We start from the raw sequence: 22,143 nt of genomic DNA on the forward strand, positions 1-22,143 counted from the left end.
GTGCTGTGTGACACAGGGTTAGCCCGCTGGTCACCCTGAGTTCATCCGGCCCTGGTGATATACAGAGGACAGCGCTCCATCCTCAACGAGGCCGGAGCCCCACCTGACCGCCGCCTGATGAGGATCACACGCACCTATGAGCCCCGCATCTGCTGCACCGGCACGTGGCCGCCTGCGCCGCGCCCTGTCCGCCTTCGCCCTCGCCGCTCTTCTGGGAACCGCACTCTCCCCCGCCCACGCTTCGGCCGAAGCCGAGGCGCCGGAGGGGCCGGAGTGTGTGAGCATCAGCGAAGTCAATGCCAGCGGCGGAAGCAGCGCCTCCCCGCATCCGCGCTACGTGGAGCTGCACAACAGCTGTGAGACCGACGTCGACGTCTCCGGCTGGTCCGTGCAGGGCTATCAGAGCAGCGGCACGCTCTACAACGGTGGGAGCCGCCAGCTCAGCGGCTCCGTGCCGGCCGGCGGACACTATCTGATCCTCGGGCCCGGCAACGGCCAGGAGCCGCTGCTGCACGACCACGACGCCGGCTATGCGCTCAACACCGCCGGCGGAGGGGCCTCCGTGGTGGTCTTCTCCACCCCGGAGCCGGCCGAGGTCAGCGGCGACGTCTCGGACCACCCAGATGTGGTCGACGCACTCGGCTGGGGCGGAGCGAGCATCGCCGCCGGAGAGCCTGCCCCGGCCGCGGACAATCCGCTCACCCTGCACCGGACCCAGAGCACCGGCAGCAACGCGCAGGACTTCAGCGCAGCTGAGCCGACTCCCATGTATTCCGGCGGCAGTGCGGCCGGCGAGCCGGGACCCGGCTATCAGGGGCCGGAGACGCTGCTGATCAGCGAGGTCTACACCCAGGGCGGAGAGCCTGGTTCGGTCTACCAGCATCGCTATGTGGAGCTGTACAACTACGGGACCGAGGATATTGACCTCACCGAGTGGTCCCTGCAGTACGGCAATGCCGCCGGCACCTACAACGGCAACCTGGACCTGACCGGCACCGTACCGGCCGGGGAGCATTTCCTCATCGCCTTCGACGGCGCCCGCTCCGGGGCAGGAGCACCGCTGAACGACGACACCGGCACCTCTCTGGCTGAGCACGCGGATCAGCTGACTGAGGACTACTTCGGCACCCTGTCCTACTCCTTCGCCCTGACCACCGCGCCCGGAGCGACCACGATCCCTGACGGGCCGGTCGAACAGGCGGAGGTGGTCGACGCCCTCGGCTACGGCCAGGCCCGCTATTGGGCCGGCGAGGCGCCCTCACCGGGTCCGGAAGACGCCTCAGAGGTCGTCGCTGTGCAGCGGACTTCGGAGCTGACCGGAAGCTCGACCGACAATGCGTCCGACTTCGCCCTCTCGGCAGAACTCGTGGCCACCAACTCCGCCGGAGAGGATCTGCCCGGTGAGCGCAGCGAGCCCGGAGACCCAGGGGACCCGGGAGACCCGGAAGGGCCCACCGACATCCGGCAGATCCGCGGGGAAGCCACCACCGATCCCTCCGACAACCCCATGATCGGCGAGTCGGTCACCATCGAAGGCTTCGTCACGGCCCGCTACGCCGACGCTGAACATGACTCCCGGGCCCATGACGGCTTCTACGTGCAGCAGGAGGCTGCCTGCGGCGAAGCGGACTTCAGCGACCTTGAGGTCTCCTGCGCCATCTTCGTCTACATGGGCACCAGCTGGGACGGTGCCGAGGTCTCAGCAGGCGACTATGTGGAGGTCACCGGCACAGTGGACACCTGGCGGGAGACCGGCGCGGCGGAGTCCATGCAGCTGCAGATCACCAGTCCGCAGATCGAAGTCATCGACCTGCAGGCCGAGGGCCTGGACGTCGTCGAGCCCCTCCCCTACGTCTATGAGGGATTCGTGGAGGCCAGCGAGCGCGAACGGCTCATCGGCATGCTGATCGAGCCCGCCGGGGACTGGACGGTCACCGACAACTACGGCCTGCTGCACGGGGAGCCGGACAGCGTCGGCGGTGTGCTCGGCATCGTTGACGGCACCGAGCCGCTGTGGACCCCCACCGCTCAGCACGCGCCCGGCCCCGAGGCGGAGCAGCTGCAGGCGCAGAACGATCAGCGCTATATCCGGCTCGGCCATGGCGGACGCAACCGCTGGGCGAGCTTCGCCTTCGACCGGCATATGCCGCTGCCGTACCTGCAGAGCCACGACACGGTCCGGGTAGGAGCAGCAGTCGACTTCACCGCCCCGGTGGTTCTGGAGCACCGGTACGACGGCTGGCGCTTCGAGCCCACCAGCTTCCTGCCCGGCAACCCCGAGGCAGAGCCGGTGAGCATTGAGAACACCCGCCCGCAGGCGCAGCTGCCCGAGCCCGCCGGCGACCTCCGGCTGGCCGGGTTCAACGTGCTCAACTATTTCCCGCACGTCGGGCAGCAGTTTGCGGACTGCGGCTACTACGAAGACCGCTTCGGGGAGCCGACCACGACCCGAGACTGCACACCCCGCGGGGCCTACACCGAGGAGCATTTCGCAGTCCAGCAGTCCCGGATTGTGGAGACCATCACCGCAATGGACGCCGACGTGGTGGCCCTGCAGGAGATCGAGAACTCCCGCCACTTCGGCGAAGACCGCGACTATGCGCACCAGCGCCTGGTCGAGGCGCTCAATGCCGCCGAAGGCGAGCAGACCTGGGACTTTGTGCCGGTGGAGACCGCACCGGAGGATGAGGACGTCATCCGCAACGGCTTCATCTACAAGCCGGAGGCCGTGGAGCTGGTGGATGCGCTGATCCTCTTCGACGACGGCGTGGCCCATCTGGACTCCGACGCCCTGGACGGCTACGACCTGGAGGATATCTACTCCAACGCGCGCGAACCCATGGCCGCGATCTTCCAGCCTGTCGGCGGCTCCGAGGAGGACCAGTTCGTCACCGTGGTCAACCACCTGAAGTCCAAAGGCTGCAGCGGGGCTGAGGGCGGCAATGCCGACCAGGGCGACGGTCAGGCCTGCTACAACCCGGACCGGGTGCAGCAGGCTGAGGCGCTGGCCGCCTTCACCGAGGCGGTGCAGGACCATTACGGCACCGAGAAGTCCTTCCTGATGGGCGACTTCAATGCCCATGCCCAGGAGGACCCGATGCGCGCCCTGTACGAGCAGGGCTTCACCAATGAGTCCCTGGGCCAGGCCTCCTATATGTTCTCCGGTGAGATCGGGGCCCTGGACCACGTGCTGACCTCGGATGAGGCCTCCGAGGCCGTGGCGCAGACCCACATCTGGAACACCAACGCCTTCGAGCCCATTGCCCTGGAGTACTCCCGGTACGAGGCCTCGGGCACCCCGGGGCTCTATGAGGAGCCGCAGTGGAGCAGCCAGGTCTGGCGAGCCTCGGACCACGATCCGATCGTGGTCGACGTCACGCTCACCGACGGTGAGGAGACCCCGGCCTGGGACGCTGAGGCCGTCTACACCGGCGGGGAGACCGTGGTGCACGACGGCGCCGCATACACCGCGCTGTGGTGGACCCAGAACCAGGAGCCGGGGGCATCGGACTGGTCCGCCTGGTCAGAGATCGGCGAACCCACCACCTGCGGCGGCGAGACCTACCCGGCCTGGGCCTCCAGCACGGAGTTCACCGGCGGTGAGACCGTGGTGCACCAGGGAGGCGCCTACACCGCCAAGTGGTACAGCCGCAGCCAGCAGCCCGGCGACCCCTACGGCCCGTGGGAGAAGATCGGAGACTGCTGAGCCGCAGAAATCCTCCGGCAGTCGCATTCGCATCCGCAAACAGAGCTGCTGGGGGTGCCGCGGGCAGATCAGTGCCATTCTGCCCCTAGCACCGTTTATACGATCGTGACGAGATCACGCCAATCGTTACACACTTTGCGGATATTTGCGTTGCGTTGCATCCGCAAACTCACGTATCGTCGCTGTCAGACGCCCGATACGGCGTCCCCGCCCCGGCGGGACCGATCACGACAGCGACCCAGGAGCGTGAGCATCATGACCCCCATCCGACGCACATCAGGCGGAGCACGAGTGCACCTGCTGCGTTCTGCCGCCGCGCTGGCGGCAGCCGCAGGAATAGCACTGAGCACAGCCGGCGTCGTCGCCTCCGCACAGCACACCAGCCCTGCCGCGGAGCGTGAGGCCTCCGGCACGCTTCACGACGACCAGACGGCCGTGGACCAGGACTGCGCGGCAGCAGCGCCCCCAGACCCCGAGCAGGACACCGGCGGGGACGCGGAGATGCCGGCGGAGCGTCACGGGCCCGAAGGTCCCACGGCCGAGAACCTCACGGACGAGACCCGCTACAGCATCTCCTTCGGAGAGGGCGGGACCGGTCAGCTCCCGGTGAACACCGGCTTCCTGGTCTACACCGAACTGGGAAGCTATGTCAGCGACGGAACCCAGATGCGGATCTGGCTGGTACCTGCTGATGGGCCGGGCAGCGCCATCGATCTGGGGCCCAGCACTGCCGTCGAGCACTGGTATGCCGACATCCACAACCCCCACCAGGACTACACCAGCCGGATCGTGCTGCCCGCACAGATCCCCAGCACCGTTCCTGATGGCCAGTACCACCTGGTGGCGTCCAGCTATGACCACTACGTCTTCGGATGGCATGAGGTCACCGTGGACAGCACCCTGGATGTCCCGGACCAGGAACCGCAGCCGGACTACCCCGGTGAACCGCTCTCCGGGTGAGCCGCTGCCCCCAACTTCCAGGCCGGCCCGGATAGTCTCGAGAATGATGGCACTGACCGGTTCCCGGCAGAACCCCTAGGCGAAGGAAGCGATTCCTATGACCACCACCGCCACCGCACACCGGCTGACCGCGGCAGCGGCAGCCGCCTCCGCCCTGCTGCTGGCCCTGCCGGCTGCCGCATATGCCGCGGCGCCGCAGGCTGAGGACCTCTCTGAGGACACCTACGGAGGCGTCTCCCTGGGCGAGGGGGTGGGCGCGTTCCCCAATGATTCGACCTTTGAGCTGATGCTGGCCTCCGAGGACTTTGAGATCCCCGAGTCCGTGGAGGTGTGGGCGCTGCCGCCCGATGACGGCGATCCGGTGCTCATCGGCTCGGGCGAAACCACCAGCGACGTCTACCAGAACCCGGGATCACCCACCTACCCCGAGCAGGAGGTGGAGCTGATCGAGGTCAATTTCCCCAGCTCGGAGGTGGCCACCTCCGACTGGTACGCCTTCGCCGCCGTGGACGAGGCCACCGGCGAGCTGATCACCTGGACCTCCTATCCGGTGGTGCGCGAGGGCGATTCGGCTGATTTCTCCGGCTCGCCCAGGGACAACTGGCCGGTGCCCGACCACAGCGAGAACACCGAGCCGAGCAGTGATCCGCCCACGCTGGAGACGCTCACCGAGGACACCTACGGGGTGGTGAGCATCCTGCGGGACGAACCGGTCATCCCTCTGGACGAGGCCTTCACAGTGGACGTGGAGACCTCATCGGCCGACGTCGACCTCTGGCTGCTTCCTCCCGGCGGAGAGGATGCGATCTTCCTGCCCGCTGAGATGGTCTCCGACGGGGTGGGCGTCTCCGCTGAGAACCCGCGGTGGAGCACCACCGTGGACAGCGAGATGGTGGACTACAGCGGGATCTACGGAATCGTGGCCACCAATGAGAGCGACGGCCTGATCGGCTGGACCCCGTTCGCCCTCCATGTGGACGACCAGCCGCTGCAGCCCGGGGACCCGGGAGTCCACCAGAGCGAGGCGGGCTACTCCGACCGCAGCATCTGGCCGATCCCGGACTCGGTGCCCGGGCCGGAGGAGGGCCAGACCGCCGGCGAGGAGGAGCCGGAGGAGGAGACCGCAGATCCGTCTCCGACGCCCACCGGCGAGGAGACCGGCACCGAGCTGGCTGACCAGCCCGAGGCCACTGCCTCTCCGGACACCGCCTCGGTCACCGGAGGAGTCGATGGATGGGTCATCGTCCTGGCCTTCACCGGTGCCGGGCTCATCATTGCCGGAGTGGCGTATCTGATCGCCCTGCGGCGCCGGTGAGGCCCGCTCAGGCCGGACTGACGATGGTGTCCACCCGCTGGAAGGACTTCAAGTCCACATAACCGCAGGTGGCCATGGCATGCCGCAGCCCGCCCATCAGGTTGGAGGTGCCGTCGGTGTGATGCCCAGGGCCGATGAGCACCTCCTCCAGCGGGGCCACGGTCCCGACCCGGGTGCGGTGGCCGCGGGGGAAGTTCGGGTGCACCGCCTCCAGGCCCCAGTGCCATCCCTGACCGGGTGCTTCTTCGGCGCGGGCCAGGGTGGTGCCCAGCATCACGGCATCGGCACCCATGGCCAGCGCCTTGACGATATCGCCCGAGGTCCCCAGGCCGCCGTCGGCGATGACATGCACGTACCGGCCGCCGGACTCATCCAGGTAGTCCCGCCGGGCCGCAGCGATATCGCTGATGGCCGTGGCCATCGGCACCCGGATACCCAGAGCACGGTGGGTGGTGGAGGCTGAGCTGCCGCCGAATCCGACCAGCACCCCGGCGGCTCCGGTGCGCATCAGGTGCAGCGCTGGGGTGTATCCGGCAGCGCCGCCGACGATCACCGGGACATCCAGCTCGTAGATGAACTCCTTGAGATTCAGCGGGTTCGCCTGCTCGGAGACATGCTCGGCCGAGACGGTGGTGCCGCGGATGACGAACATGTCCACCCCGGCGTCCACCACGGTCTGGTAGAACTCCTGGGTGCGCTGCGGGGTCAGGGAACCGGAGACCACGACGCCGGCCTCACGGATCTCAGCCAGTCGGCGGGTGATCAGCTCGGCCTTGATCGGCTCGGAGTAGAGCTGCTGCATCCGCCGGGTGTTGGCGGCGGAGATCTCCGCGGCCTCCAGGTGGACAATCTCCTCCAGCACCGGCTCCGGGTCCTCGTACCGGGTCCACAGACCCTCCAGGTTCAGCACCCCCAGTCCGCCGAGCCGGCCCAGCTCAATGGCGGTGGCCGGTGACATCACCGAGTCCATGGGCGCACCGATGACCGGCATGGAGAAGGTGTAGGCATCGATCTGCCAGTCCAAGCTGACGTCCTGCGGGGAGCGGGTGCGCCGGGTGGGCACGATGCTCACATCATCCAGCGCCCAGGCGCGCCGGCCGGAGGTGGCCTGTCCGATGGGGATCTCGTTCACTGCTGCCTCACCTTCCGCGGTAGTTCGGGGCCTCGACGGTCATCATCACATCATGGGGATGCGACTCTTTGAGTCCCGCCGAGGTGATCCGCACGAACTGGCCCTTGGCCTTCAGCTCACCGATGGTGTGGGCCCCGACGTAGAACATGGTCTGCCGCAGCCCGCCGGTGAGCTGGTGCAGCACCGCCGAGAGCGGGCCGCGGTAGGGAACCTGCCCCTCGATGCCCTCGGGGACGAGCTTCTCATCATCAGGCACATCGGCCTGGAAGTAGCGGTCCTTGGAGTAGGAGGTGTTCTTTCCGCGGGTCTGCATCGCGCCCAGCGATCCCATGCCCCGGTAGGCCTTGAACTGCTTGCCGTTGTAGAAGACCAGATCGCCCGGGGACTCCGCGGCTCCGGCCAGCAGTGATCCCAGCATGACCGAGTCGGCTCCGGCCACCAGCGCCTTGCCGATGTCCCCGGGGTGCTGCAGCCCGCCGTCGGCGATCACCGGCACTCCTGCCGGCACGGCCGCCTTCGCGGACTCGTAGATCGCCGTGATCTGGGGGACCCCCACACCGGCCACCACGCGGGTGGTGCAGATGGACCCGGGGCCCACGCCCACCTTGATCGCATCGGCACCGGCATCCACCAGCGCCTGGGCGCCGGCCCGGGTGGCGGCCTGGCCGCCGATGACATCCACGCCGGCGGCCCGCGGCTCAGCCTTGAGCTTGGCGATCATCTCCAGCACACCGCGGGTGTGACCGTTGGCAGTGTCGACCACCAGCACGTCCACTCCGGCGTCGATGAGCGTCATCGCCCGCTCGAAGCCTTCGCCGAAGAAGCCCACTGCCGCTCCCACGCGCAGCCGGCCTTCGGCGTCCTTGGTGGCCTGGGGGTACTTATCCGCCTTGTCGAAGTCCTTGATGGTGATCAGACCGGTCAGCCGGCCGTCGTCGTCGACCAGCGGCAGCTTCTCCACCCGGTGCTCACTGAAGATCTTCAGCACCTCCGCATTGGAGATGCCCTCCTTCGCGGTGATCAGCGGCGGGCGGGTCATCTTCTCCGCCACGGTGGTGGTGGCGTACTCAGCCTCGGGGATGAAGCGGATGTCGCGGTTGGTGATGATGCCCAGCAGCGTGGAGTCCTCATCGACCACCGGCAGCCCGGAGATCCGGTAGTGGCCGCAGATCTCGTCCAGCTCCGCGATGGTCGCCTGCGGGGAGATGGTCACCGGATCGGTGATCATCCCCGATTCGGAGCGCTTGACCTGATCGACCTGCTTGGCCTGGTCCGAGATGGAGAGATTGCGGTGAATGATGCCGATGCCGCCCAGCCGGGCCAGAGCGATGGCCATCGGGGCCTCGGTGACGGTGTCCATCGCCGCGGAGACCACGGGAGCCTGGATTTCGATATTGCGGCTCAGCCGGGTGGAGGTGTCCGCCTCCGAGGGGATCACGTCAGTCTCCCCCGGCAGCAGCAGCACGTCGTCATAGGTCAGTCCGGTCAGGGCGAATGGATCGTGCCCCTCGGCGTGGATATGGCTCACGGATGGCGCCTCTCGGGTCGTTCGCGGCAGATCAGTGCAGAGCGTCAACAAGTCTACTTCTCCTGATGTTCCTCTACAGACCGGCCAGCCCGAAGCTGGTCAGCACCAGCGGGAAGGCCAGGAAGGCGACGGCGTCCAGCAGGAAGTGCGCGATCACCAGAGGCATGACCCGGCCGAACCGCAGGTAGATCCAGCCGAAGATCAGCCCCATGAGCAGATTGCCCGCCCCGGGGCCGAAGCCCTGGTAGAGGTGGTAGGCCCCGCGCAGCACCGCGGCGGCCAGCACCACTGCACCCATGGCGCGGCCGTCGGTGGTCTGCGGCCAGATCCGCCGTGCCCGGTCGAAGAGGTAGGCGATCATGATCACCTCCTCCAGCAGCGAATGGCGCAGCGCGGCCAGCAGCAGCGCCGGCGGGGTCCACCAGTATTCGGTGACATCGGCCGGAACGATCTGCGCGGTGATGCCCAGGCTGCGTCCGGCGAAATAGACCACCAGGGTGCCCGCTCCGATGAGGCCGAACAGTCCGGCTCCCAGAGCCCAGTCCCGGCCGGGCCGGCGGAAGTCCAGCCCCCAGCGGCGGAAGGGGTTCTCCCCGGAGAGCAGAACCAGGTAGATCACCAGGGCCACCGGAGCCAGGGCGAACAGCGAGTCGAGCAGCTGGTAGGCGGCGTCGAATCCCTCAGCCCGGGACCGTGAGCGCTGCACTGTGGCGGTCTGCTCGGCCAGCGGAGCAATGCTGAGCCGCTCGGCCAGCTGCAGCACTGCGTAGATTGCCGAGCGTCCCAGCGAGAGCGCCAGCACAATGCCGACTTCCCATGCGTAGAACCGGCGGGAGCGAGCGTCAGTTCGGGGCGGCGCGCCCCCGGTGGTCAGCTCGGTCATGGGCATCAGTGTAGACATGAAAGAACCCCGCCGGTCCCGGGCCTCGAGCCTGGGTCGGCGGGGTTCCTTCAGCGCTGGGGGCGAGGAATCAGTCCTCGTCCTCCTCGTCCTTCTTCTCCACCACCAGAGTCTCGGTGGTCAGCACCAGAGCGGCGATGGAGGCTGCGTTCTGCAGTGCGGAGCGGGTCACCTTCACCGGGTCGATGACGCCGGCGCTGATGAGGTCTCCGTACTCCCCGGTCTTGGCGTTGTAGCCGTGGTTGGGCTCCAGCTCCGCGACCTTGGAGGCGACGACGAAGCCGTCCTCGCCGGCGTTCTGGGCGATCCAGCGCAGCGGCTGGACCAGAGCACGCTTGACGATGCCCACCGCAGCGGCGGCGTCGCCGGTCAGCCCGGTGACCTCGGCATCCTCGTCCAGCACCGAGAGCGCGTTGATCAGCGCGGTGCCGCCGCCTGCCACGATGCCCTCTTCCAGGGCAGCGCGGGTGGAGGAGACGGCGTCCTCGATGCGGTGCTTGCGCTCCTTCAGCTCCACCTCAGTGGCGGCGCCGACCTTGATCACGCCCACACCGCCGGCCAGCTTGGCCAGGCGCTCCTGCAGCTTCTCGCGGTCCCACTCGGAGTCGGTGGCATCGGCCTGCGCCTTGATCTGGGCAGCCCGCGCCTCGACGTCGGCCTTGGAGCCGGCGCCGTCGACAATGGTGGTCTCGTCCTTGGTCACCGTGACGCGCCGGGCGGTGCCCAGATCGTCCAGGCCGACCTGGTCCAGCTTCAGGCCCAGGTCCTGGGTGATGACCGTAGCGCCGGTGAGCACTGCGATGTCCTCCAGCATGGCCTTGCGGCGGTCGCCGAAGCCCGGTGCCTTCACGGCCACCACGTTCAGGGTGCCGCGCAGCTTGTTCACCACCAGAGTGGACAGGGCCTCGCCCTCCACGTCCTCGGCGATGATGAACAGCGGCTTCTTGGCCTGCAGGACCTTCTCCAGCACCGGCAGGAACTCCTGCATATTGGAGATCTTGCCCTGGTGGATGAGGATCAGCGGGTCCTCCAGGACGGCTTCCTGGCGCTCAGCGTCGGTGACGAAGTGCGGGGACAGGAAGCCCTTGTCGAACTGCATGCCCTCGGTGATGTCCAGCTCCGTGGAGGTGGTGGAGCCTTCCTCGATGGTGATCACACCATCGGTGCCCACCGCGTCGAAGGCGCGGGCCAGCAGCTCGCCAACCTCGTCGTCCTGAGCGGAGATGGCGCCGACGTAGGCGACCTCCTGCTGACCGTTGACCTCACGGGCGTTCTCACGCAGCCGGCGGGTCACCGCATCGACGGCGACCTCGATGCCGCGCTTGATCTCACCAGGAGCCGCACCGGCAGCCACATTGCGCAGGCCCTCCTTGACCAGCGCCTGGGCGAGCACAGTGGCGGTGGTGGTTCCGTCGCCGGCCACGTCATTGGTCTTGGTGGCGACCTCCTTGGCCAGCTGCGCGCCGAGGTTCTCGTACGCGTCCTCCACCTCGATCTCACGGGCGATGGTCACGCCGTCGTTGGTGATGGTGGGCGCGCCCCAGGACTTGTCCAGGACCACATTGCGGCCCTTGGGGCCCAGGGTGACCTTGACGGTGTCGGCGAGCTTGTTGATGCCGTCCTCCAGTGCCTTGCGGGCGGCATCATCGTAGAGAAGCTCTTTTGCCATATGTTCTGCTCCTTAGAGTCGAGCCGGTGGGTCTTACTTCTCGACCTTGGCGAGAACGTCGCGAGCGTTGAGCACCAGGTACTCCTCGCCGCCGACCTTGACCTCAGTGCCTCCGAACTTGGAGTAGATGACGACGTCGCCGGTGGCCACGTCTACCGGCAGGCGCTCGCCGGAGTCAGAGACCTTGCCCGGCCCCACGGCGACAACCTCGCCCTCCTGGGGCTTCTCCTTGGCGGTGTCCGGGATGACCAGGCCGGAAGCGGTGGTCTGCTCGGCCTCCAGGGGGCGGACAACAATGCGATCCTCGAGGGGCTTGATGGAGACTGACACGTCAGTTCTCTCCTTTGCTGTGGAGTCGAAAATTTCCTTGACTGTTGCTCGCCTTGGGAGTGACCAACCGTCGTCGCGGGTGAAGGAGATGCGCAGGCATCTCCACCGGTGGCGCGTCCTTCAGGCTTGAACCCGGAGAGTTGACGGCCCTCCAGGCGTTAGCACCCGAGCGAGCTGAGTGCTAATACAAACTATATGACCCGCCTAGCACTCGATCAAGCAGAGTGCTAAAACTCACCGGCGCTGCAGAATCCGCCCCAGCGTCTCGACCGGTTCACGGATCTGCCGGAACGCTTCGTCATAGACGCTCTCGGGCAGCATATAGGGGTCGACGACGTCGTCCTCACAGGATGATTCGGCCCCGCGGCTGCGCGCCCGGTGGGCGGCAGCGGTCAGCGCGGCCAGCTGCCCGGCCGTGCCGGACTCAGAGCGGACGGCGGCCAGCTCCTCCTCCGGCAGCGAGTCCAGCAGGCGGCCGAACTCTCCGATGGTGAACATCCGCTCGGCAGCGGAGGGCACCTCGGCGAGCATGTCCTCCACGTGGACTGCCGTTGCGGCCAGGATCAGATCCGCCTGGGCGACCATCTCGGCGGTGACCTGCTGCGCCACAAAGCCCTCAGCATCTGCGCCGTAGTCGGCGACGCGGCGCTTCATCGGCTCCTGCATGTCTTCGCCGTCGTGGGCGTGGGTGCCGCCGGAGCGGACCTCCACGGCCGGGTCCTGGACGAACAGCTGAGCAAGCAGCCGCTCCATGGCCGGGGAGCGGCAGATATTGCCTGTGCACACGGTCAGGATGACGAACGGATCAGTCACCGGCGGGCTCACTCTCCTTCAGCGTTCAGCAGCTCGGATGCGGGCCGTCCGGAGTGGACGGCGCGGATGAAGAACGGGAACCGGGCGGTCTTGGCTTCGGTGATCAGCACGAAGTCCCGGTCAGGGTCGGTGGTGAAACCCTCTGCGCGGTACAGCTGGTGGGCGGTGCGCATACTGGTGAGGCTGCACAGGGTGACCGCCTGGATCTCCGGCCGGGCCTCGGCCTGGGCGATCACGTGCCGCACCAGCTGCCGGGCGATTCCGCGGCCCTGAAACTCCGGGGCCACCGCCAGCATGCGGAACTCGATCTCACCGGGCCGGGAGACCTCCGCCCAGGGGCCGTCCCAGTCGGTGACGGTGACCGAGCCGGCCACGGCACCGTCCACGTCCGCCACCCACACCTCTGCGGCCGCGGCCCGGTCGGCGACTTCACGCAGATGAGCGATGTAGCCGTCCTGGGCCGACATATGCCCGCCGTCGATATAGGCGGCGACGGTCAGGTCGCCGATGCGCTGGTAGTCGCGGGGTTCGGCGCGGCGGATGCGTGCCGGAGAGCCGGTCATGAGGCGCTGGAGTCCCCGCTGACCCGGCGGCGGCGACGCCGGCGACGACGCTGACCGGCCGAGGAGCGCTCCTTGCTGCCGGCCGAGTCCTCTGCCGTCTTGCCGGAGCCCTGCTGGGAACGGCGGCGCGGCCGCGAACCGCCGCGGGGACGCTCGCCGCGGCCGCGTGGCTTCCGGTCCTCCGGACCTCCGAGGTCCTCCAGCTTCTCCGCCTCCAGACCTGCCTTGGAACGCTTGTGGCGCGGCAGCCGCCCCTTAGTCCCCTTCGGGATATCCAGGTCCTCGAACAGGTGGGGCGAGGAGGAGTAGGTCTCCACCGGCTCGGACACACCCAGGCCGATCGCCTTGTCGATCAGCTTCCAGCGCGGCACGTCCTCCCAGTCCACGAAGGTCACCGCAGTGCCCTTCTGGCCTGCCCGGCCGGTGCGGCCGATGCGGTGCAGATAGGCGGACTCATCCTCAGGGCAGACGTAGTTGATCACGTGGGTGACATCGGTGACATCGATGCCGCGGGCGGCCACATCGGTGGCGACCAGCACATCGACCTTGTCATTGCGGAAGGCCCGCAGCGCCTGCTCCCGTGCGCCCTGGCCCAGATCGCCGTGAATGGCGCCGGCGGCGAACCCGCGGGAGATCAGCTCATCGGCAAGTTTGTCGGCCTGCCGCTTGGTGCGGGTGAAGATGATGGTCCGACCGCGCCCGGAGGCCTGCAGGATCCGGGCGATCATCTCGTCCTTGTCCAGCGAGTGGGCGCGGTAGACCACCTGTCGGATGTCCTTCTTAGTGACTCCGAAGTCCTCGGGATCCGCTGCGCTGATATGGGTGGGCTTGGTCATGAACCGCCGGGCCATGGAGACCACGGGGCCGGGCATAGTGGCGGAGAAGAGCATGGTCTGCCGCACCTCGGGGACGTAGGAGAGCAGCTTCTCCACGTCGGGCAGGAAGCCGAGGTCGAGCATCTCGTCGGCCTCGTCGAGCACCACGATGTTCACGTTCTTCAGCACCAGGTGCTTCTGCCGGTGCAGGTCGATGAGGCGGCCGGGGGTGCCGACCACGATCTCCACCCCGCGGGTGAGCTCTTCGATCTGCGGCTCATAGGCCCGCCCGCCGTAGATGGTGGCGATGCGCACGCCCATCTGCGATCCGGCGACCTTCAGGTCCTCGGCCACCTGGACGGCGAGCTCGCGGGTGGGAGCCACGATCAGCGCCTGCGGCGATCCCGGGGACGGCAGGTTCTGGTACGCCTCGGTGCCGGGCGCTGCCACCCGCTGCAGGGCGGGAATGCCAAAGCCCAGGGTTTTTCCGGTGCCGGTCTTGGCCTGGCCGATGATGTCATTGCCGGCCAGGGCGATCGGCAGCGTCTCGGCCTGAATCGGGAAGGGGGTGATGATGCCCTTCTCCGCCAGGCTGGAGACGATCTCCTCGCGGACGTCGAAGTCCGCAAATGTCAATGTGGTTGTCTCAGTCTCAGCAGTCATTCGTTCTTTCAGTCGGCGACGGCGGCGAAGCCGACCGTCTGTTTGGTGTCCGAGCCGATCTCCACGTACCCGATGGAGGCCACCGGGACCACGATCGTCTTTTCGCGACGATCGGTGAGGCTCAGCAGCGGCTTGGAGTTTTCGATCGCGTCGGCCACAGCCTTCTCCACGTCCTCAGGACTCTGGTCCGTCTCCACCACGATCTCCCGGGAGACGTTCTGCACTCCGATGCGTACTTCCATGCCACTCCTTCAGGCTCAGCGCGGACATGCGAGGATTCGCAGCGCCCGCGCAGTACAGGTCTGCTCACCGTCGATAATATCTGGCCGGTGCAAATCGGCTCCGGCTCAGCCCTCCTTGGGGAAGCCGGAGATGCCGCGCCAGGCCAGCCGGGAGGTCAGCTGGGCCGATGTCCGCAGGTCCGGGCGCTCGGAGAGTCTGCTCCAGTGCCGGGCTGCGGTGGTGGCCATGCCCAGCAGGCCGTGGCCGAGCATCGTCGCCTCCGCCATCGGCTGGCCGGTGTCATCGGCGATCACCTCGGCGATCGCCGCGGCCATGGCATCGTGGAACCGCTCCAGCCGGTCGGAGACCTCCTCATCATGGTCCATGCCGGCGGCGAAGACCAGGCGGTAGGCCTCATCCTCGCGGGCGATGAACTCATAGAAGGTGGTCACTGTTCCGGTGACCCGCTCCTTATTGGTCTCCGCCTCGCTCAGGGCAGAGGTCAGCTCGTCGCGCAGCTGGCTCAGGTGGGTGTCCAGCAGATCCAGAAACAGCTCGTGCTTGCCCGGAAAGTGCTGGTAGAGCACCGGCTTGGAGACTTCGGCGGCTTCGGCGATGTCATCCATGGAGGCGGCGTGGTAGCCCTTGGCGACGAAGACCTGCAGGGCGCAGTCGAGCAGCTGGCGGCGGCGCTGCTCCCGCGGCAGGCGTTTGGTCCGGCCGTTCGCGGCACTCTCGGGTGAGGATGCGGAACTCATGGGTTGACATTGTACGGCTGGCTGCCGGTGCCCAGCTGCAGGATCCGCGCCACCTGATCTGCCTCGGTGGTGTTCTCCCCCAGGCGGTTCGGCTTCCCGGCTGCTCCGTGGTAGTCGGAGGAGCCGGTGACGATCAGGTCGTGACGGGCCGCCAGATCCAGCAGCAGCGCTCGGCCGGGCTCCGGGTTGTCCCGGTGATGGACCTCCACACCGAGCAGACCGGCGGCCACCAGCTCCTCCAGCTGTGCCGGACTCAGCGTCTGCCCGCGGCCGACCGCCATGGCGTGGGCGATCACCGGGACTCCCCCGGCCTGCCGGATCAGCCGGATGACCTCCACCGGGTGGGGGTTCTGCTGACTGACGTAGTAGCGGCTGCGCCGGTGCAGGTACTTGCGGAAAGCCTCCGACCGGTCCGCCACCATGCCGGCGGCCACCAGCGCATCGGCCAGATGCGGGCGTCCGATGGCCGCGTCCGGGCCGACCTGCTCCAGCACGGCCTCCCAGGTGATGGGCAGGTCCTCCGCCAGCCGGGCGCAGATCTGTTTGGCCCGCTCCACCCGTCCAGCCCGAGCGGCGGCATTGAGCTGCCGCATTCCCGGATGCTCCGGGTCGTGGAGGTAGCTGAGCACGTGGACGCTGATCCCGGCGGCCATCGAGGTGACCTCCATCCCGGGGATGAACCCCAGACCGTGAGCCTCGGCCGCGGCCCGGGCCTCAGCCCAGCCGGCGGTGGCATCGTGGTCGGTCAGGGCCAGCCCCCGCAGTCCTGCCCGGGCGGCTTCGGCCACCACCATCGCCGGCGGTTCGGTGCCGTCGGAGACCGTGGAATGGGTGTGCAGGTCGAAGCTCATCTCAGCATGAAAGACTACCGGTATGAGTGAGTCACCGAGCCAGAAGTCTGCCCAGGAGCTGTCCGACCGCGTCAACAACCGCTCGCAGCGGCCCACCTCCGAGGCCTTCAAACAGTTCATGGCCTCCCACTGGGCGCCTGCCGAGCAGCCGCAGCATCGGCGCGATGAGGTCGCCGACTACGCCGCCCGCCGTCGTCGTGAAGTTTCTGAGCGGTTCCCCGGCGAGCGCCTGGTGATCCCCGCCGGCCCGCTGAAGGTCCGCTCCAATGACACTGACTACCGCTTCCGGCCCCATTCGGCCTTCGCCCACCTCACGGGCCTGGGCGTGGATCACGAGCCGGACGCAGTGCTGGTCTTCGAACCGGTGGATGAGGGGGCCGGCGACGACGGCGGGCACCACGAGGTCACCCTGTACTTCAAGCCGATGGCGGGCCGGGACTCGGAGGAGTTCTACGCCGACTCCCGGCACGGTGAGTTCTGGATCGGGCCGCGCCCCGGGCTGGAGGAGTTCCGCCAGCGGCTGGGGGTGCGCACCGCCGATGCCTCCGAGCTGGAGGTCGCGGTGACCAAGAACGCCGGGGCGGTGGAGATCGGCGGCACGCGGATCAGGCTGCTGCGTGAGGTGGATCTCTCCGTGGACGCGCTGGTGGACACCTCACGGATCAACACCGGCGTGGACCTGGAAGCCTCGGATGCCCTGGACGCCGAGCTGACCGAGTTCGTCTCCGAGCTGCGTCTGGTCAAGGACGACTGGGAGGTGGAGCAGCTGCGCACCTCGGTCTCGGCCACTATCGCCGGGTTTGAGGATGTGGTCCGGGCGCTTCCGCGGGCTGTGGGGCACGAGCGCGGCGAGCGCGTGGTGGAGGGCGCCTTCTTCGCCCGGGCCCGCCTGGAGGGCAATGACCTGGGGTATGACACGATCGCCGCCTCCGGCAACAATGCGACCATTCTGCACTGGATCCGCAATCACGACCGGATCGAGCCCGGCGAGCTGCTGCTGCTGGACGCCGGGGTGGAGGCGGATTCTCTCTACACCGCTGACCTGACCCGCACCCTGCCGGTCTCCGGACGCTACACACCGGTGCAGCGGAAGGTCTACGAGGCGGTGCTGGCTGCCGCTGATGCCGCCTTCGACGTGGTGCGGCCGGGCATCCGGTTCCGCGAGATCCACCAGGCGGCGGTGACGGTGCTGGCTGAGCATCTGCAGCAGTGGGGCCTGCTTCCGGTCTCACTGGAGGAGGCGCTGTCCCCGGAGGGGCAGCATCACCGCCGGTGGATGCCGCACGGCACAAGTCATCACCTGGGGCTGGACGTCCACGACTGCGCTCAGGCTAAGCGGGACCTCTACCTGGACGGGGTGTTGGAGCCGGGCATGGTCTTCACCATCGAGCCGGGCCTCTACTTCAAGCAGGAGGACCTCGCGGTCCCGGAGGAGTATCGCGGGATCGGTGTGCGGATTGAGGACGATGTGCTGGTCACCGACGATGGCGCGGAGAATCTCTCCGCCGCGCTGCCGCGTGAGCCCGATGCGGTGGAGGCCTGGATGGCCGAGCTTCAGTCCTGAGCCTCAATGCCGATCGGGCGGCCCTCGAAGAAGGTCTGCAGCACCACAGTGGTGCGGGTGTTCACTGAGGCCGCCTGCCGGATCTCGCGGATCAGGGCTTCCAGGTCCCGGGGTGTGGGCACCCGCACAAAGAGCATGTAGCTGGCATCGCCCGCCACCGAATAGCACCCCTCGATGGCGGCCAGGTGCTCCAGGCGCTGCGGGGCGTCATCGGCCTGGGCAGGGTCCAGCGGCGTGATCTCGATGAAGGCCGACAGCGGCCTGCCCAGCGCCTCCGGGGACAGCTCAGCCTTGTAGCCGCGGATCACGCCGCGGCTCTCCAGCCGCCGCACCCGGGTCTGGACCGCGGAGACGGACAGCCCGGTCTGCTCGGAGAGCTGGGCCAGCGTGGTGCGAGCGTCCTGGGAGAGCTGGCGGAGGATGACGTCGTCGATCTGGTCGTGGGACCCGGCTGGCATCGGCTCAGCTCTCCTCTCTGGGGGCGGGGTCGAACCGGCGGTCGCGCAGGTAGGGGTTCTGCTGCCGGGAGCGCTGCAGCGTGGGTTTGTCGATCTGGCAGATCAGCAGCTGCGGCTCGCGCCCGGCAGCGGCGACGGCGGATCCGTCCGGTCCGATCACCCGGCTGAGCCCGCCGTAGCGGTAGACGGCATCTGCTCCGCAGTAGTTGGCGTAGGCCAGGTAGATCTGGTTCTCCACCGCCCGGGCCGGCAGCAGGGTGGTCTGGACCTGGTCATAGTCGGCCATATTGGCGGTGGGCACGCAGACCAGCTCGGCCCCGGCGACCGCCAGAGCGCGGGTGACCTCCGGGAATTCGACGTCGTAGCAGACAGCGGCACCCACCTTCCATCCCCGCCAGGTGACCACCTCCCCCGCCGAGGCGGCGGGCCGGTCGAACTGTTGACGGTCCAGATCTCCGAAGTAGTGCAGCTTCCGGGTGTCGAAGAGGCGCTGACCCGAGCTGTCGACGAATCCGACAGTGTTGAACACCGCGCCGGAATCCTCCTCCGGGTATCCGTAGAGGATCGCCAGCCCGCAGCGCTGCGCGATGGCGGCGGCATGCTGGGCCGAGGGGCCGTCGGCCGGCTCGGCCAGGGCGCGCGTGCGCTGGCGACCCAGGGCGTATCCGGTCAGATGCATCTCCGGCAGGATGAGCAGGTCCGCCCCGGCCTCCGCGGCGGAGGCGGCCAGCTGCTCCATGCGCTGCAGATTCTTCGCCGTGTCCCCGATGACAGGCTCCACCTGCCCCAGGGCCAGGCGCACAGCGCTGCTCATGCGGGCAGCTCCACCGGACCCAGTTCGGGGTAGGCCTCGCCCGGGCCCGGATTCTCCGGATGGGTGGAGCCTCCGAAGTGGTGCAGGATGCCCCAGACGGAGTTAAGCGCGGTCTGCACGGCCCCCTCGGCCCACGCCGGCGTGAAGGAGATGCTGTCTCCGGCCAGGAAGATTCCGCGATGGGCCTGGGGCATGGTGTCCTGCATGAAGTGGCCGTACATGCGGTGATTGTAGCGATAGTGCCCCGGCAGCGCCCCTTTGAAGGCGCCGAGGAAGTACCGGTCGGCCTCCCAGGAGACGGTCACCGGCTCACCGATGATGTGCGAGCGGATGTCGACGTCGGGGTAGATCTTCTCCAGAGCGTTCAGGGCCAGCTCGGCGCGCTTCTCTGCGGGGTAGGGCAGCATCTTCAGCGCATCTGACATCCAGGAGTAGGTCAGGCAGATGACGCCGGGCTGGTCCTCCCCGTTGTCGAACAGGTAGGTGCCGCGGGTGATCCGGTCGGTCAGGGTCATGCTCATCAGCTGCCGGCCGGTGTGCGGGTCGCGGTCCTTCCAGAAGGGCCGGTCCACCATGACGAAGGTCTTTGACGACTGCATATAGCGCGTCCGGTCCAGGGCCATCCACATCTGCTGGGAGAACAGGGACTCATCGCAGTCGATCTCGGTGGTCAGCAGCCAGCTCTGGCAGGTGGCCAGCACCGCCTGGTAAGTGCGGACTTCGCCGGAGGCCTCGGTCACCGCGATGCTGCCGTCGGCGCACCGGCGCAGGGCCGCAACCGCTCCCCGGGGTGCGTGATCCGGGTGCAGCGACGCCAGGGAGGTTCCCTTCGGCCAGTAGGCGATCTCCTCGGGTTCGCGGCGCCACAGCCCCAGCGGCAGCTGCTCGACTCCGCCGACCACCAGCTCCTGGTCGGTGTCGCATTCGGTGACGACCACCCGGAGGATCTCCAGCATCGAATTGGCGAAGTCGGAGTCCCAGCCTCCAGTGCCGAATCCGACCTGGCCGAAGACTTCGCGGTGCCGGAAGCTCAGTGAGCGGAACTCCTCGGCCTGGGAGACGAATTCGTAGAAGCTGCGATCGTCCCATGCGGCGACGATCCGGTTCCACATCCGCTTCAGCCGGTGGGCGTCGCGGCTGCGGATCGCCTGCTGCAGGCCGCTGAGGCCGAACTCCCGCTCCAGCGCGGCGTCCCAGGCCTGGGCGACCTCGGTGAACAGGGCAGGAAGGTCCTCCAGCTTTTCGGCGTACCAGGTCTTGCCGCCGAGATCGATGACGGTGCTTCCGGCCGCCGGTGTGAGCGGATTCGGAAAGGGGGCGGTGGACAGCCCCAGCAGGCGCAGATAGTGGTAAAACCCAGCCGAGGAGACCGGGAACCGCATCCCGCCCATCTCCGCGACGACGTCGCTGCACCGGTCGCCGTCGTCGATCCTGAACCGCTCTGAGCGCAGGCGGCCGCCGAGGCGTTCGGCCTCATAGACCACCGGGCGCAGGCCCAGGCGCATCAGTTCGTATGCGGCCACCAGCCCCGCTATGCCTCCGCCGATGACGGCCACCTCTGAGCCGTGCGCCTGCTCCGGCAGCCGCCCCAACCCGGCGGGATGGGCGAGCCACTCATCATAAGAGAACGGAAAATCTGGCCCAAAGACCGTCAGCTTTCGGTCATTCTCCTGGGATTCACCATGCTCAGCAGTAGAAAATGTGGTCATAAGCCGATCATAGCGAAACTGCTCCAGATCAGTTCTGAGCGATGGAGTCCAGTACGATGCTGATCCCTTCGGTCAGCAGCTCCTTGCTGATGGTCAGCGGAGGCAGGAAGCGAATGACATTGCCGTAGGTGCCGCAGGTCAGGGTGATCACCCCGGCTCTGCGCGCAGCCGCCGCCGCAGCACCGGTCAGCTCCGCATCCGGGGCACCGGTGTCCGGGTCCACCAGCTCCACCGCAAGCATGGCCCCGCGCCCGCGAACATCCCCGATGCGCGGATCCTTCTGCGCAGCGCCGCGCAGCTGCTCCAGCGCGGTGAGCTCAATATCGGCGGCCTTGGCGCAGAGATCCTGGTCTTCCATGGTGGCGATGGTCGCCAGCGCGGCCGCGCAGGCCACCGGATTCCCGCCATAGGTGCCGCCCAGTCCCCCGGCGTGCACGGCATCGAGGATCTCGGCCCTGCCGGTCACCGCAGACAGCGGAAGCCCGCCGGCAATGCCCTTTGCCGTGGTGACCAGATCCGGCTCCACCGACTCGTGCTGGCAGGCGAACCAGGAGCCGGTGCGGGCGAATCCGGTCTGGATCTCATCAGCGATGAAGATCACCCCGTTCTCCCGGCACCAGGCGGCCAGGCGCTGCAGGTAGCCCTCGGCCGGGACGATGAACCCGCCCTCACCCTGGATCGGCTCCACAATCAGTGCTGCCAGGTTCTCAGCCCCGACCTGGGTCTGCAGGGCGGAGATCGAACGCTCAGCCGCCTCGGCGCCGTCGAGCTGGTCCCGCAACGGGTAGGAGCCCGGAATGCGGTAGACCTCCGGGGCGAAGGGACCGAAGCTGTGCTTATAGGGCATCGACTTCGCCGTCAGCGACATCGTCAGGGTGGTTCGGCCGTGGTAGGCGTTGTCCAGTGCGGCCACCGCCTGACGGCCGGTGTAGGCCCGGGCGATCTTGACCGCGTTCTCCACCGCCTCAGCTCCGGTGCTGAACAGGGCGCTGCGCAGCTGTCCGCGGATCGGCACCAGTTCGGCAAGCTTCTCCGCCACCGCGATGTACCCCTCATAGGGGGTGGCCATGAAGCAGGTGTGAGTCAGCTGCTCAACCTGGTCCTGCACCGCCTGGACCACTGCCGGGGCGCTGGCCCCGACACTGGTGACCGCGATGCCCGAGCCCAGATCGATCAGCCGGTTGCCGTCGACATCCTCGACGATGCCGTCCTGGGAGCGGACCGCATAGGTGGGCATCGCCGAGGCGACCGCCGGAGCCACGGCTGCCGCCTGTCTGGCAGCCAGCTGCCGGGCCTTGGGGCCGGGGATCTCAGTGGCCAGGTGACGGGACTGCGGCAGCTCTGCCATAGCGGTTCCTTTCGTAGGGGAGGG

General features: G+C 67.9%; 19 protein-coding genes. 4 read left to right on the forward strand and 15 right to left on the reverse strand.

The genetic code is table 11. The features are described 5' to 3' along the window. Positions 1-136 precede the first annotated feature (136 nt). The 3 genes from Q1K09_RS01950 to Q1K09_RS01960 all read left to right on the forward strand — a co-directional run bounded on the left by Q1K09_RS01950 (position 137) and on the right by Q1K09_RS01960 (position 5,981). Positions 137-3,706: an ExeM/NucH family extracellular endonuclease gene (locus Q1K09_RS01950; protein ID WP_300342743.1), complete on the forward strand. Its 3,570-nt coding sequence runs from the start codon at positions 137-139 to the stop codon at positions 3,704-3,706. A gap of 255 nt (positions 3,707-3,961) precedes the next feature. Next, entirely contained in the window at positions 3,962-4,666 is a 705-nt protein-coding gene (locus Q1K09_RS01955) for a hypothetical protein (protein WP_300342745.1), read from the forward strand. 97 nt (positions 4,667-4,763) lie between these two features. Beyond that, positions 4,764-5,981: a hypothetical protein gene (locus Q1K09_RS01960; protein ID WP_300342747.1), complete on the forward strand. Its 1,218-nt coding sequence runs from the start codon at positions 4,764-4,766 to the stop codon at positions 5,979-5,981. Positions 5,982-5,988: 7 nt separating this feature from the next. Here Q1K09_RS01960 and Q1K09_RS01965 read toward each other — a convergent pair whose 3' ends face one another. The 11 genes from Q1K09_RS01965 to Q1K09_RS02015 all read right to left on the reverse strand — a co-directional run bounded on the left by Q1K09_RS01965 (position 5,989) and on the right by Q1K09_RS02015 (position 16,226). Then, on the reverse strand, positions 5,989-7,113 hold the full coding sequence (locus tag Q1K09_RS01965) for a GuaB3 family IMP dehydrogenase-related protein (protein ID WP_300342748.1): 1,125 nt from the start codon (positions 7,111-7,113) through the stop codon (positions 5,989-5,991). Positions 7,114-7,120: 7 nt separating this feature from the next. Then, the gene (gene guaB / locus Q1K09_RS01970) at positions 7,121-8,641 is read right to left on the reverse strand and encodes an IMP dehydrogenase (protein ID WP_300342750.1); all 1,521 of its coding nucleotides are present in this window, start codon (positions 8,639-8,641) and stop codon (positions 7,121-7,123) included. A 73-nt stretch (positions 8,642-8,714) separates the two neighbouring features. After that, positions 8,715-9,524 (reverse strand): CPBP family intramembrane glutamic endopeptidase, encoded by an 810-nt coding sequence (locus tag Q1K09_RS01975; RefSeq protein WP_300342752.1) that lies wholly within the window; start codon positions 9,522-9,524, stop codon positions 8,715-8,717. A gap of 88 nt (positions 9,525-9,612) precedes the next feature. Beyond that, on the reverse strand, positions 9,613-11,211 hold the full coding sequence (gene groL, locus Q1K09_RS01980; protein WP_300342753.1) for a chaperonin GroEL: 1,599 nt from the start codon (positions 11,209-11,211) through the stop codon (positions 9,613-9,615). A 33-nt stretch (positions 11,212-11,244) separates the two neighbouring features. Next, positions 11,245-11,541, reverse strand: coding sequence for a co-chaperone GroES (gene groES / locus Q1K09_RS01985; RefSeq protein WP_300342754.1), 297 nt, complete (start codon positions 11,539-11,541; stop codon positions 11,245-11,247). A 234-nt stretch (positions 11,542-11,775) separates the two neighbouring features. Next, complete coding sequence (locus Q1K09_RS01990) at positions 11,776-12,354, reverse strand: low molecular weight phosphatase family protein (protein WP_300342756.1); 579 nt, start codon at positions 12,352-12,354, stop codon at positions 11,776-11,778. A gap of 8 nt (positions 12,355-12,362) precedes the next feature. Beyond that, positions 12,363-12,917 (reverse strand): GNAT family N-acetyltransferase, encoded by a 555-nt coding sequence (locus Q1K09_RS01995; protein ID WP_300342757.1) that lies wholly within the window; start codon positions 12,915-12,917, stop codon positions 12,363-12,365. Beyond that, the gene (locus Q1K09_RS02000; RefSeq protein ID WP_300342759.1) at positions 12,914-14,395 is read right to left on the reverse strand and encodes a DEAD/DEAH box helicase; all 1,482 of its coding nucleotides are present in this window, start codon (positions 14,393-14,395) and stop codon (positions 12,914-12,916) included. Before Q1K09_RS02000 ends, Q1K09_RS01995 begins: the two co-directional genes overlap by 4 nt. A gap of 8 nt (positions 14,396-14,403) precedes the next feature. Beyond that, positions 14,404-14,637 (reverse strand): DUF3107 domain-containing protein, encoded by a 234-nt coding sequence (locus Q1K09_RS02005; protein ID WP_300342761.1) that lies wholly within the window; start codon positions 14,635-14,637, stop codon positions 14,404-14,406. A gap of 105 nt (positions 14,638-14,742) precedes the next feature. Then, entirely contained in the window at positions 14,743-15,375 is a 633-nt protein-coding gene (locus tag Q1K09_RS02010) for a TetR/AcrR family transcriptional regulator (RefSeq protein ID WP_300342763.1), read from the reverse strand. Further along, positions 15,372-16,226 (reverse strand): PHP domain-containing protein, encoded by an 855-nt coding sequence (locus Q1K09_RS02015; RefSeq protein ID WP_300342765.1) that lies wholly within the window; start codon positions 16,224-16,226, stop codon positions 15,372-15,374. The genes Q1K09_RS02010 and Q1K09_RS02015 overlap by 4 nt, the downstream gene beginning before the upstream one ends. Before the next feature lie 22 nt (positions 16,227-16,248). Here Q1K09_RS02015 and Q1K09_RS02020 point away from each other — a divergent pair, with 22 nt between their 5' ends. Then, on the forward strand, positions 16,249-17,790 hold the full coding sequence (locus Q1K09_RS02020) for an aminopeptidase P family protein (RefSeq protein ID WP_300342767.1): 1,542 nt from the start codon (positions 16,249-16,251) through the stop codon (positions 17,788-17,790). On the opposite strand, the gene Q1K09_RS02025 is transcribed toward Q1K09_RS02020, so the two are convergent. Genes Q1K09_RS02025 through gabT form a run of 4 tightly spaced genes read right to left on the reverse strand, consistent with a single transcriptional unit; the run spans position 17,781 to position 22,119 of the window. Further along, complete coding sequence (locus Q1K09_RS02025; protein ID WP_300342768.1) at positions 17,781-18,248, reverse strand: Lrp/AsnC family transcriptional regulator; 468 nt, start codon at positions 18,246-18,248, stop codon at positions 17,781-17,783. The genes Q1K09_RS02020 and Q1K09_RS02025 overlap by 10 nt on opposite strands. 4 nt (positions 18,249-18,252) lie before the next feature. After that, the gene (locus Q1K09_RS02030; protein WP_300342770.1) at positions 18,253-19,062 is read right to left on the reverse strand and encodes a carbon-nitrogen hydrolase family protein; all 810 of its coding nucleotides are present in this window, start codon (positions 19,060-19,062) and stop codon (positions 18,253-18,255) included. Further along, positions 19,059-20,771: an NAD(P)/FAD-dependent oxidoreductase gene (locus tag Q1K09_RS02035; RefSeq protein WP_300342772.1), complete on the reverse strand. Its 1,713-nt coding sequence runs from the start codon at positions 20,769-20,771 to the stop codon at positions 19,059-19,061. The genes Q1K09_RS02030 and Q1K09_RS02035 overlap by 4 nt, the downstream gene beginning before the upstream one ends. Positions 20,772-20,799: 28 nt before the next feature. Further along, positions 20,800-22,119: a 4-aminobutyrate--2-oxoglutarate transaminase gene (gene gabT / locus Q1K09_RS02040; protein ID WP_300342774.1), complete on the reverse strand. Its 1,320-nt coding sequence runs from the start codon at positions 22,117-22,119 to the stop codon at positions 20,800-20,802. Positions 22,120-22,143 lie beyond the last annotated feature (24 nt).

The organism is Nesterenkonia sp., from assembly GCF_029265375.1.
Classification (GTDB): Bacteria; Actinomycetota; Actinomycetes; order Actinomycetales; family Micrococcaceae; genus Nesterenkonia.